This window comes from Collinsella sp. CLA-ER-H2 (assembly GCF_040092405.1).
Taxonomy (GTDB): Bacteria; Actinomycetota; Coriobacteriia; order Coriobacteriales; family Coriobacteriaceae; genus Collinsella.
This window is the reverse complement of the sequence record NZ_JBBNLO010000040.1, coordinates 1-12,968: the sequence shown is the minus strand read 5'-3', so window position 1 is coordinate 12,968 and position 12,968 is coordinate 1. Positions and strand designations below refer to the sequence as shown.

The 12,968-nt window shown below is 58.6% G+C and carries 9 protein-coding genes; 1 reads left to right on the top strand and 8 read right to left on the bottom strand.

The genetic code is table 11. The annotated features are described in order from the left end of the window. Window positions 1–363: 363 nt before the first annotated feature. Window positions 364–1,203: a metallophosphoesterase family protein gene (locus tag AAAX59_RS09110; RefSeq protein WP_349071526.1), complete on the bottom strand. Its 840-nt coding sequence runs from the start codon at window positions 1,201–1,203 to the stop codon at window positions 364–366. Between the two features lie 253 nt (window positions 1,204–1,456). On the opposite strand from AAAX59_RS09110, the gene AAAX59_RS09105 reads away from it, so the two are divergent. Next, complete coding sequence (locus tag AAAX59_RS09105) at window positions 1,457–3,058, top strand: potassium/proton antiporter (RefSeq protein WP_349071525.1); 1,602 nt, start codon at window positions 1,457–1,459, stop codon at window positions 3,056–3,058. 334 nt (window positions 3,059–3,392) lie between these two features. Here AAAX59_RS09105 and AAAX59_RS09100 read toward each other — a convergent pair whose 3' ends face one another. From AAAX59_RS09100 to AAAX59_RS09070, 7 genes are all read right to left on the bottom strand, one after another. Beyond that, on the bottom strand, window positions 3,393–3,584 hold the full coding sequence (locus AAAX59_RS09100) for a hypothetical protein (protein ID WP_349071524.1): 192 nt from the start codon (window positions 3,582–3,584) through the stop codon (window positions 3,393–3,395). A gap of 27 nt (window positions 3,585–3,611) precedes the next feature. Further along, window positions 3,612–4,964: a hypothetical protein gene (locus AAAX59_RS09095; RefSeq protein WP_349071523.1), complete on the bottom strand. Its 1,353-nt coding sequence runs from the start codon at window positions 4,962–4,964 to the stop codon at window positions 3,612–3,614. A gap of 74 nt (window positions 4,965–5,038) precedes the next feature. Further along, complete coding sequence (gene brxL / locus AAAX59_RS09090) at window positions 5,039–7,372, bottom strand: protease Lon-related BREX system protein BrxL (protein ID WP_349071522.1); 2,334 nt, start codon at window positions 7,370–7,372, stop codon at window positions 5,039–5,041. 11 nt (window positions 7,373–7,383) lie between these two features. Next, window positions 7,384–10,092: a BREX-1 system phosphatase PglZ type A gene (gene pglZ, locus AAAX59_RS09085; protein ID WP_271743297.1), complete on the bottom strand. Its 2,709-nt coding sequence runs from the start codon at window positions 10,090–10,092 to the stop codon at window positions 7,384–7,386. Window positions 10,093–10,115: 23 nt separating this feature from the next. Further along, on the bottom strand, window positions 10,116–11,084 hold the full coding sequence (locus AAAX59_RS09080; protein ID WP_349071521.1) for a hypothetical protein: 969 nt from the start codon (window positions 11,082–11,084) through the stop codon (window positions 10,116–10,118). 150 nt (window positions 11,085–11,234) lie between these two features. Beyond that, window positions 11,235–11,888 carry a hypothetical protein gene (locus AAAX59_RS09075; RefSeq protein ID WP_349071520.1) on the bottom strand — a complete coding sequence of 218 codons (654 nt, stop codon included), beginning with the start codon at window positions 11,886–11,888 and terminating at the stop codon, window positions 11,235–11,237. Window positions 11,889–11,897: 9 nt separating this feature from the next. Next, complete coding sequence (locus tag AAAX59_RS09070) at window positions 11,898–12,806, bottom strand: hypothetical protein (protein ID WP_349071519.1); 909 nt, start codon at window positions 12,804–12,806, stop codon at window positions 11,898–11,900. Window positions 12,807–12,968 lie beyond the last annotated feature (162 nt).

The window sequence follows — 12,968 nt, the reverse complement described above, 5'->3', positions numbered from 1 at the left end:
GGCACTTGGAACGGGGGAAACGGCGGTCGACGAAACTGGAGAGGAGGTATTACGAGCTCCTGTGCGAATTGGAGAGAACGCTCCCGCAAACTGCCTCTTGACAACTTATAGGAGCGTCGGTTTTGTTGAGGCAAATTTGCCGGCTGCTCGGCATTTCCAAAAAAGTCCACTCACTTAGCCAGCGGGCAGCCAAAAAAGAACCGTCGCAACGTCGTTTGACTCCGTTGCGACGGTTTTTTGAGCATTTTCGCACTGCCGAGGACGCAGACGCTCCTCATTTCTCGCGCTTACCGAGCAAAAAGGCGCTATTCTCCGAAAGTAGTCAAAAAAGCTCCGTCCCAAATTAGCTACCCTTTGCACCGATTATTCGCCTGGGTTGATGTTCGCATAGAACTCGGCGCCGTCATCAAGGCGCAGGATACCGACGCGGCCGAACTCGGAGCCGGTGGCGGCGGCGCAGTCGATATCGATGCGATCGGGCACGCCGGCGGTATCCTCGCCACCCAGGCGCACAATCTGCCCGCGGCCCGACTCCTCATCGAGCCCCGCCAGGCCGCCAACCTCGCAATAGCGCCCAAGCGACACCGTGGGCGTGTGGCCGCTCACCACGACCGGGCCCTCGCCCTCGGCAGAAAGCAGTCCCGTCGGCGCATCCCAATAGCCGTGACGAATCCACAGCAGGTCATCGGACGACTGCACCGCGAGCATCTGCTGCAGCAGCTCGCGATCGGCACCCACCGCTCCGACGCCATCGGCACAATCGACGCCATGCTCAAGTAAAAACGCGCGCGCCGCCTTCATCTCGATTCCAGCATGTACCAGCAGATACGGGCGCTCCTCGGTCTCGGCCACCGCGCAGAGCGGCAGCGTGGCCATCCATCGCACGAGCTCCTCGTATGCCTCAAATTCCATGTCGTTGAGCTGCTCGCGCGTCGTCCAGCCACCGTTGATATCCCAGGTCTCGGCATCGAGCGGATCCTGGCCAATGATGGCATCGAGCATGATCTGCTCGTGATTGCCCTTGAGCACACGGGCGTTGGGCAGCGAGCGCACGAGCTTAATAACGCCGACCGGATCGGGCCCGCGATCGATCATGTCGCCCAGCACGTACAGCGTGTCGTCGGACGTCAACGAGATCTTAGACAGGGCCTCGTCAAGCGCACGCACGTGCCCGTGAGCATCAGATGTCACATAGATCGCCATGGTACGCCTCTCCTTGCATTGCGGCCAAAGCCCGGCGCCGCAACTAAAACTTCAAGTTGAACTTAAACGTTACCCATTGTACTCCGTTGCAATAAAGCTGGAAAGGGTTTCCGAGCAGAGGCAAAGACGGCAGCCGTCTATGACGATATCGCGCACGCCCGCAATCCAACCCCATAAACCCACCATCTTTGGGTACAAATAACCGCAGACAACTAACCGTGCCACGCCAACCACCCAGGAGCGGACACTGTCCATGAACCAGATACTTCTCTTTATCGGCCTCGTCATCATTTTGTGCCTGACCATCAAACCCGTCGGCAAAAAACTCCCCTTCCCCACCCTCCTCATCTTTATTGCGCTCGGCATGCTGCTCGGCGTCAACGGTCCGGCGCACATCGACTTTAGCGACTACGCGCTCACCGAAACCGTCTGCAGCACGGCGCTGCTGTTCATCATGTTCTACGGCGGCTTTAACACCAACATCGACCGTGCCAAACCCGTCGCCGCGCCCGCTGTGCTGCTGAGCACGCTCGGCGTTATCACCACCGCCGGCATCACTGGCGTGTTCGCACACTTCGCACTGGGCTTCGACTGGATCGGCGGCCTGCTGCTGGGCTCGGTCGTGGCGTCGACCGACGCGGCCAGCGTCTTTAGCGTTCTGCGCGAGCACAGCCTTTCGCTGAGGGGCGGCACCGACTCGCTGCTCGAGGTCGAATCGGGCTCCAACGACCCCGTCGCCTACATGCTCACCGCCGTGCTCGCGACCCTCGCGGCGGGCGGCAATATCGACATTCCCGTGCTGCTGGCCAAGCAGATCATCCTGGGCGTGGGGCTGGGCCTTGCCATCGGCTGGACATCCAGCCGTCTGATTGAGCGCGCACACGCAACGGCCGAGGGCGCGCAGACTATCTTTTTGTTCGCCGTGGCGATCGTCGCCTACGCATTGCCGAGCTATCTGGGCGGCAACGGCTTTTTGGCCGTGTACCTGGCCGGCATTGTGCTGGGCGCGAGCGACATCACCGGCAAGGTCGAGATGGCGCACTTTTTTGACACCCTCACCGAGATGGCCGAGATGACCATCTTCTTTTTGCTGGGCCTGCTCGTCACGCCCGCGCGCCTGCCGCAGATGCTGCTGCCGGGCCTGGCGCTCATGGCGTTTATGCTCTTTGCGAGCCGCCCCATCGCCGTCGGTCTGCTGCTGGTGCCCTTTAAGACGAACCCTCGCCAGGTTGCACTCGTAAGCTGGGCGGGCTTGCGCGGCGCGGCTTCGGTCGTCTTTAGCCTCTTTGCCGTGGTAGCCGGCGTTCCCGGCGGTCACGACCTGTTTGACCTGGTGTTTGTGATTGCCGTATCGAGCATTGTGGTGCAGGGTTCGCTACTGCCGGCGGTGGCGAAGAAACTCGATATGATCGATGCGGCCGGCGACGTACGCCGCACCTTTAACGACTACCGCGACGAGGACGGCATGTCGTTTGTAAAGCTCAAGGTGGGCGCTGGCCATCCGTTTGCCGGGCGCTCGCTCGCCGATATTGGCAGCGCGACGGACATGCTCGTGGTCTTGGTGCTGCGCGACGGGGCGCACCCGGTACTGCCCAACGGCGATACCGTCATCGAGGAAGGCGACCTTCTGGTGATGGCAGCCCCAACGTTCGAAGAGCGTGCCGAGGTTACGCTGCGCGAGGTCACCGTGACGCCCCACGGTCGCCTGGCCGGTCAGCGCCTGCGCGACGTGCCGCAAGGCAAGCACCCCTTTATCGTGGTGATGCTCAAACGCGACGGCCAAACGATCATCCCCGACGGCAACACCCTCATATACGCCGGCGACGAAGCCGTCATCGCCACGCTGGCGTCGTAGCGGGCAGGGACAGCCGTCCCGAATTGGCTACATTTGAGCATCAATCGCCCCGACAGGGGTCTCGTTGAGGACAGTTAGCGTCTGGCAAAACTAAGTGAGTAGACTTTTGTCGAATCGCCGACCACGTCACCAAAGCACAAGTCTGTGACCTGCGGGTTTGTTGAAGCAAATTAGTCAGGTGCTCAGGATTTCCAAAAAAGCCTACTCACTTAGTCTGCGGGCAGTCAAAATAGAGCAATCGCGAGGTCGTTAGACTCCATTGCGACGGCTTATCGCGCATTTTCGCGCAGTCGCGGATACAGACGCGCCGTCCCATATTAGCCACCCCCGCCCCTTAGTCATCGTCGACGGCAAATTCGCGGAGGTCGAGGCCTTCGCGTTCGGCTCGGGCTAGGAGCTCTTGGGGCGGCTCGTCCTCGATATCCACTACGTCGAGCATGGCGGCCGGAAAGCCCACGCCGGCCGCACTCCCCGCGCGGTCGAGCAGACTCTCGCGCAGCTGGTCTACATCAACGTCGATCTTCATGGTGAAACCTCCTACCAGACCAGGACCCTACTCACTAGCACCGAGCGCGTCCACGGCAGCAACAAAAGCCGCAACCTGCTTGTCGTCCATCTGCGTGGCCAGGCGCCCCACGGGTTCATCGTAGGCGAACTGTACCTTATCGATAAAGCAATCCCAGGCACGCTCATCCACACGCACAGCGGCCTCGCAATACTGGCTGAGCTTTTTGAGTCCATACCAAAACGCATTCACATGGCGCGCAGGATCCTCGTCCAGCACACCATCGTAGCGCCGTCCGTTAAACTCACGCATGCGCGCCACGGCAACCTCGAGCGAGTCGCCGCCGTCGACCGAAGCCTCGTCCACAAGCTCGGGAATCGCAACTTCGCGCCAAACATTGTGCCTGGTAGCACCGTCATACTCGCCCACCGACACGTCTTCGTCAAACCGATCATCGTAGTCGAAATAACTACTGCCGCGGCAAATCCCATGCGGCGAACCGGCACCAAAGGCACAGAACAACCCGCCGTCGGTAACAACGCGCCTATAGGCCTCAAACGACTTCTTAACCTGAGCGAGCAACTCGGCAAGCTCCCCGGCATCGCACCCCGTCTCGCACGTAATGCAAACAAGCCCCGGCAACGATACCGGCTCCACCGTGCTCCCTGCAACGCGGGCAGCGCGTTCGGCCCGATACGCTTGGGCTGCCAAGCGCGCTCGCTGCGCAGCACCGCGCACATTAGTAAGCTCGCGCTCCAGCGCCACATCGCCAGCCACATCGCTCGCAAACGCGTCAGCACCCTGCGGCCCGGTCGCACTCAGCTCGGACTCAAACGTCGCCGTAATCATGCCGGCAAGGTCCGTTGTATCGGCGGTGCAACGCAGCTGCTCCAGCTGCGTGCATAGCAGATCGGCATCCAAGGGTGCGGCATCCACAACGCGCGCGTCACTCAGACGCGCCGCGCCCTGCAACACCAAAGCCCCCGCAGCATCGTATGCCGCACGAACCCTGTCCGCCGTATTGGCACGCAGCTTTACCTCGATAAACGCAAGCGTCTGCTCCAAGCGGGCCAACAGTTCGGCCTTGTCCTCCATACGCAAAAAGGCAGCATAGCGGCGCTCCATCTGCAGCGGGCCCACAACACCCGCCTGCTTGCGAGCGCGCGCAAGGGCCGCGCCCTCGACACGGCGAACATACCCGTCAACAGCCTGCACGGCAGAGTCGCGCGCAGCGTGCTCGGCAGCCTCGACGCCCCTAAGCACACCCAGCAGCTCGCGGGAGCGCGCCTTGCGCACCAACTCCCCACGATCGTACTGCTCAAGCGCCGTCTGACGCTTGGCCACCGATTCAAAGCCAAACAGCTCGTCGAGCAGCTCGCCAACAGAACGCTCGCCCGCCATGGCAAGGCCTCCTTACCCGAACACGCCAATACGCTCGCGGGCCCACGCGCACGCAAGCCCGCTCGCCCGCACTTCTACAGATCCAGCGCCTTCTTTGCGGCGTCGACCGGGTCGCCATCCATGTAGAACACCGGGCTCAACCCCGAAATAATCTCGGACGAAACACTCTGTAGGCCCGCGATGGCGCTCAGCGGCAAAACCACGCGCTTAGCACCAGCGTTTTTGGCCACGCGCATAATGTCCTCGAGCCCACGGATCTCGTCCATAGAACCCGACATGCGCAAGATTCCAGGAATCGCCAGCGCGGGCATCACCGGGCGGTTGCAGGCCGCGGAGCACAGGCCCACAAACTCGGCGAGCGAAACTTCTTCGGACAGGCCCTTGCTCTGCAAGTCGTTGTAGAACAGCAGGTAGTCCTTGGAGCCAATGTGCATGCCCGGCGCCACGCGGTTCGCCAGGTTCACAAAGTTGTCGAACGCGGCCTCCAGCGTATCGCGCACCGGCTTGTTAAAGGCCACGCCCTCGTGCTTAAACTTGCACTCGCCGGCAACGGCCTTGTTCTCCAGCTTGTACACGGCGACCTCGCCGCCCTGCGATCTGCCCACGCCAAACACGTGACCGGACAGCAGCGGCCCGTCGGGAATCAGCGTGTCCTCGCTCTGCTCGGGCACGCGCACCACATGCACGTCCTGCGGGTTGTCGGCATCCATATAGCCCAGGTTGACGTCGATAAACTCGACGCCCGCCATAATCTTGAGCTGCTCCTTTACGCGGCGACGGCCCTCGATGGCATAGTCCAGCAGCCAGCGCACGTCGTCCTTGTCCATGGCCTCGTCGGGGAACAGCAGCTTGGCCAGGCCGCTAAAGGTCTTGCGCACGGCGATCTCGTCGCGCTTGTTAAAGTCGCTGTTAAAGCGGAAATACCGGTCGATATGGTGCGTAAAGTCCTTGCGGCGCATCTCCTTGCAAAACTCCGACAGGCAGTCGGTGATCAGGCCGTAATGCCCGGTCAGCAGACTCGAGCGCATCTTGGGAATCTCCCAGCCCGGCAGGTAATAATGGATACGGTCGAAAAAAGCCGAATCGTTGTTAAACTCCGGCGGGAACGGATCAAACAGGTGCGTGGTCTTAAGGACGTTTTGCACAGTGTCGTTGATGTTGCCCTCAAAGACCATGGAGGCATCGGCGTTGATCTGGTCGCGGCCGCGCGCGTAGCTGCCGCTCGCCATATAGTCCTTCATGATCTGCACGGCATTGGTGTCCTTAAAGCGCATGCCGGCGACCTCGTCGAACGTCACGCAGTCCCAGTGACCCACCAAGCCCACACGGTCGGCGCGCATGGAGTTCATGCGGCCGAACAGGTTGGCCGTAGTGGTCTGGCCGCCCGAAAGCAAGATGGCGTAAGGCGAGACCTCTTTGTAGATATGGCTCTTGCCGGTGCCGCGGGGACCCAGCTCGCACAGATTGTAGTTGCGCTCGATCAGCGGCACCATGCGCTCGATAAAGTGCAGGCGCTCCTTCTCGGAAAGCTCGCTGGGCTCATAGCCAGCCGAGCGCAGCAGCATGTTGAGCCACTCGTCGCGCGTAAAGTACTGGCGCTCGTCGACCATGGCATCCAGGTCTAGATTGGGCATCTGGATGGGCGTGAGCGACGCCACACTAAACGGAGAGTCCTCGGGTCCGCGCTTTTTGCGCTTGGCCTTGGAGCGGCGCGGCGCATCGTCGCCAAAGACCTCCATGCCAAACTCGTCTTCCTCATCCAAGGGGTGACGATACTCGATGCTCATAATGCACCAAATGCCGCCTTGCAGAATCTTGGAATAGTCGCGCACGTACTCGGCCGGCATCACAAACGGCTCGATGGTCAGATTGGCAAACGACGCCACGTAAATGTCTTTGTACTCGTCGAGCTTGGCCGTCACCTTATCGATGATGGTAAAGCGGCCCAGTTCGCGGATCTTGGACTTAATGCGCTCGGACTCGTCGGGACGCACGTAGTTATCGGTGAGGATCCTGCGGATGCGCTCCAAACCCTCTGCCACGGCATCCTCGTCGTCAGTTGAGCAGTACATGCCTAGCAGGTACTCCAGCACAAAGGTGGGCACGTTGGCGCCGCGCTTCATAAGGGCCGTCAGGTCCTTGCGCACGATCTTGCCAGCAAAGTGCTCGAGCAGTTTGCCGTCCAGCCCATCCATGTCGTAGCCGTCGCCCTCGGGGTCCTCGGCCACGGCCTGGTCATAGCCATCGGTCGAGGATTCACCCTCGGCGGGCGTGGCAGCTTCAACGGGCGCGGCAGTCTCAGCCTCCGCAGCAGGCACGGCCACCCCTGTAGGCACCGCAGCCTGCTCGGGCACATCCGCATCAATCGAGGGGACTTCCCACAGATCGTCGTCATGGCTATCAAACATAGGGCACACTCCTAAAAACCAAAATCAGCAACGGGGGCAAATGAAACAGCGATGGTGTACGTCTCGCGCCAAACGATCTTGCCCGTCTCGCGCTCGCGGCAGACCAGATAGTACGGACCCTTGGCCGAGAATCCATCCGCTGCATGCAACGCAAACTTGGCATGCACCACGCGCTCCTGCGAGTTAACAGAAGTCTTGTTGGCATGCGCCTTGACCGTATCGCTCACCTCGTTGCCACTTGCATCGGTAAACACCAACTCGTACTCGCACGGCAAGACCTTACCTTGGGCAGGTTCTTCCTGGATCAAATTGACCGAAAAGAGCGAGTTGGTCACTCGGCGTCCCTCACTAAGTACGCGCAGCGTCGCCGCACGCGCATCGACAAAGTCCTTGGAACCCGAGCGCGCACGCCAAAATCCGATAACGGGCACGCAAAGCTCCTGCAGGCTCATGCCGCCGTGTACGTAGTTGTTAGTACCGCCGGGTCGTTTGAAGTGCACGTTCTCACGCGGGGCAAACCCCTCAAAGCCGGCACCCAAACGCCCCATGTCAACATCAGCAAACACCCCGCGCGCCTCGTCCGAAAGCTTGGCCACGGCCTCGTTGGGCACCACCAGATGACGTTTGCCGTGCATGACGGGAGCGTCAAGGAAGGGAAGGTCTGGCTTGCCGAGCATCTGGCACTCGTTAAGTTCCCGACGCGTGTAGATAAAGCCATGATCCGCCGTTATAACAACACGCGCGCCCGGAGCGTCGGTGCACACGCGTCGCGCCAATGCGGCAAGTTCCTCCACGGCGTCCGCGCAGGCATCGAAAACGTCATCCTGCGTAGCGGCCTTCTCGCCCGTGGCATCGATCTTGTTGTGGTAGAGATAAACGAGCTCGGAGTCTTTGAGCAGCGCTTTACGCTCGGTTCCCGCCATGTTGAGGAATGCGCTCGAGCGCAAAGCGCGGGCCGTGGGCTCAACGTGGGCAAGTACGGCCTCGCGCTGCGGAGTCGTCGCAGTGGGCATGCCGTCAGCCAGCACAAACGAGCCATCCGCTGCAAGCTTAAGCGCTTGGTGTGGCAGCAGCGCGGGCATACCAACCTCGGTAATGGAGGGAAAGACCGCCTGCATGCTAGAGACCTTGACATTACCGCCACGCTCGCGCTCGAGCAGCGCCGCGACGTCGCGGGCCACCTCATAGCGCAGCGCGTCGCTCACGATAACGACCTTCGTTTTGGCAGAGCCCACAAAGGCGGGCAGCACGTGCCAGTAGAACTCATCCTGTCGTTCGGGCCCCTCGATGTAGCCGCAATCGGCCCACTCCCCTTGCGCAGCCGATGCCCAGCATGCATTGGCATCGGCCAAGAACCAGTTACTGTAGAGATTCTCCGCCCAGTCCACTACGGCTCGGGCAGGTTCCTCGAGCACATCGCACTCGACGGAGCGTGCCCGCAAATACGCGGTGCACATATGGCGATAGGCAGCGTCCATGACATACCAATCGGACGTGTAGGCATCCCACACCTGCTGGGGCTGCGCCAGATGGAACCCGCCCGCGTGCACCTGCCTAAACGCGCACATATCGGCCACGGCGACAAGCAGGTCAAAGTAGCTCTCGACACGGCGGTACCAGCTCAGGTCGCAGCGACGCGCCGCAAAGGTGCGCGCGTCCTCAACACGGTCCGCGCCCTGAGCAAACGAGCAGAACAGCTGCGAAAGCACGGCCTCGTTGACGCACGGGAACACATCAAGCGAGGCCAGCACATCGATCGGCAAGGCCTCAAACCGTGCAAAGAGCCCGCGAGCATCCTCTACCAAACGGCAGATCTCAAATAGGTCCTCGCTCGAAGCCTGAGCATCGGCAACCTGGTCCCACGTACGCACTGCCTCAAGACAATAGGGGCCATAGGCAGGAGCCACAAAACGCTCGAGTCCCTTGAGCGCTCCCTCGGGAATCGCTGTGGATGCCGCCGTAAGGAACACGTGGGATGCCAGTGCAAGCAGCGAATCACGCTCATACAGCGGCCCCTCAAACCCATAGCAACGCACAATGAAGGCAGAGAGAACATCGCGCGCACAGTACTTGTCCGCCAACTCGGCCAGTGCCTCGGGCCCCTCGTGCAGCAGCATGGTCATACAGCCGCGCAGTACAAACGCGGGCCGCGCGTCGCCAGGCTCTTTACCGCCAAAAATCACCGTAAGGATGCCAAGTTCGATATCGGATGCGCCCGAGGCATGCGGAACACACGCGGCAAACTTAGCGCAGCGGGTCTTGGCATCATAGAACGTCTTGTGCTCGCGCAGACTCTCGCGCACGGCGTCAATATTCTCGATACCCAGCTGATCGGCCAAAAGTGAAAGATAGTCAGCCTGGAACTGATCGGCATACAGCTCAACATCGGCAAGCCAATCGCCCTCAAGCCTGCCGCGCGGGCAACGGCGATACAACAAGATATCGCTCGCAAGGTCATCGCGGTTGATAAGCTTCTTGACGGCAAACATGCGGCCCTCGCAGGCCTCAATAAATCGCACCGGGCGTTCAAAGTCACCTTGAACAGGCATAACGCCGTCATCGGTCCCCGCGCCATCGAATCCCTCGGCGGCCAATCGCTCAAACTCAGGGGCAAACTCGCCGTCCGCATCGTGCCAAACCACCACACGGCGGGGCATACATGCGAGCAACGGTTGCAAAAACCGCAGTTTGAGCTGTTCTTCTACATCGATCTTGGGCATGAATATCCTTACCGTATCTGCAGTTACTTGATCTTTGCCAGCACATCCTGAAACTTGGCGTAGTTGACCTTGACGCCGTCATCCAGGTCGATCTTAATCATCTGGTCTGCCAAGTGATGCAGCTTCTCCTCGTAGCCAATGGTCTCTTTGAGCTGGTCGTTGAGCTTTTTGACGCGCTTATCCAAGCGCACGCGCTCGCCGCGCTCGGCACTGGCAAGGGCATCGTTGGCATAGCCGATCTGCGAGCGATAGCGCTCCTGCTGCTCATGCACATAGTCGGTGCGGATGCGAGCCAACAGGTCGGGCTGATAGCGATGCATGTAAACAAGGCACTTGAAGCCGTTCTTTTTTCCACTGTCGAACAGCCAGTAGATGGGACGCTTCTTATAGGTCTGGCAGTGGTCCTTAAAGAAGTCCTTCAAAAAGTAGGTGCGGATTACCTCGCGCGAGGTGCCCTTGCCGCCGAGCGCCTCGGCAATAAAGGCCAGGTTCTGCTCGAGCGTCTCCTCGCCGTACACGGTACGCACAAAGTCGATAAAGTAGCGCACGATGTCGTCGTCAAAGTACTCATCGTCGGTAATGGGCAACACGTTGTCGCTATCGGGCATAAACGTCACGTGATCGGGGACGGGCATCTTAGCCAGATAGTCATCAACCGTGGCGCCCTGATCGGCCAAGACGAGTCCGTCCACATCCAGCGAATAGCGGCCAAACATGCAACCCACGGCATAGCTTATGAGCGACGTGATCTCGTCACGCTTGGTGCGCACGTACTTGTTGCCCTTATAGCTCTCGGGAATCTCATCGACGGTATCAAAGATGCGCGCCACCGAAACGTACTTATCCTCGACCTCGATGGGCACCTCGCCCTCCATGTTGTAGATCTTGGCAAAGATTCGGTTGAGCTCCTCTTCGTTAGCGCGAAGCTGCTCAAAGCGAGCATTGACCTCGGCCTTGCGAGCTTCGTATTTTTCAGAAAGCAAGATTGGCATGAATTTCCCCCAACCCCTCAAAATCGCTGATACATCATTTTGTAAGTAATAATTCGCCGCAAAAATAACTATCGAATGCAAAACCCGATTGGAATCTTGCGGTAGTCCAAGGATCAATACAGGAAGCGGCGGCACGAATCTCAAGATGGCCTATCCATGCTTTTTGGGCTTCGATCGCACCACCAAAGTTCGGTAGCCATCTCTAGCGATATTTGGGAAATAATACCTGCCATCGATATCGATGATTTTTATCCAATCGAGAAAAGAAGACTGCGGTAGCAATATCATTGCTGTCGTTTTTCCACTCGAACCGCCGGCCTTGTCTTCTAACAACATATTTCCATTATCAAAAAAATATGTACACCCATGAGCAAGCGAATTCCTCATATGGGTCAGCAAGGTCATACCTTTTCCGCCGCCCTTTGCAACGGGTTTATTTCTATCGATTATTGAATACGGCTGTATGCACACCAGCCGCGGATTATCGATTTCAATAGGAATTTCGATGTCCTCTTTAGTATTGGGATTCTTGCCCATATAAACAAATCCATATTCTTTCAAGACTCCATCGATTCTGTCAGCCATCAACATTTCCCGCTTCTCCGCCAAAACACCGGAATGGTCGAGAAGAGTATCAAACGGCATTTCTTTTAATCCGAAATCCTTAACGGCCCTTTGCTGAGATGCAGAAGCAGCGACCGATTTGGTAACGTAAAAATCCCAAATAATAGATACTTCTTCAGGCGACCAGATTGCTGAATCCCTAATTGATTTTTTATATTTAGAAATGAGGACGGTAGACACAACAAACACCTACACCAGAGGATGATGTTTGAAATCCCAAGAGGTTTCAAACGAGTCCCAATCTATTTTCGATTCTTCTATGCATTGATTCACTATTGAGGAGACCTCCGGACAAACTCCGCGCTCATCAAGAGGCGTATTGCCTATGGCCGCCTCTCGAAAAGCAAGGGTAGGAGAAAGAAACTGATGAAAGGCATCAGATACCGAGGAATTTAAAAGACCGACGACGCAAAGAAGAACATCGTTGGACTCAGAGAAGCACATTGAGCCACAGTGCTCCGAAATAACTCCGGGATCGCAATACCTTACCGAGAGTGAGCCGGATGATATCGTTCCCCACGTCACGCCAGCCCTAAAAAAGAATTTAACACCAGCGTTATCGCATCCGGGGAATGAAGAAAGTTCCTCGCCGTCGTTCTCCCAGTTAATGACGTAGTCAAGGTTGCCAAACCACTTTCGATATAGTCCTCCCTTGTTTGCGGGAAACCATTTACATCCCGATTCTTTTGCCTGAGCGCGATCACGCAAATGTATTCCGACTTTTTCGAAAGACACCTCCCAAGCAAACCGGAGAAAGCGGTCGTTATCTCCCGTTCGAATACCTGCAGTAGGGCGAGCATAGCTGCGAAGCCCTTCGCGTATTGAAAAGGCATTGATCAGCCCGTCACTTGCCCAGTAGGCGATAGGGGTGCCGGGGATCTGCTTGAAGGTCTCGGCGTCGCGGCGGTAGAACCAGCCGCAGTCGAGGTTTTCGATCGCCTCGAGCAGCTTGAGGCGCTTCGCCTCGCTGCCGTTGATGTCGACGAGGCGAACATAGGCACCCTCGCATGCCGCGCGGCCGTTGTAGATGACGTCGGCAGTCACATTGACGACCTCACCACCGATGGCATCGAACGCGCGAGGTCCCAGATGGGCCATGGAAACGATTGCCTTGTTGTCGATAACCTTAGCGCTGTTAGCGCCGGGCGATTTTAGCCGCTAATAGTCAAACTATTTTGACCAATCCCGGTCACCGAATAATGGCCACCGTGCCTCCCCGCCGCCACTACGCTGGTGGTGCCAACACGCCGGCGTTAGGAG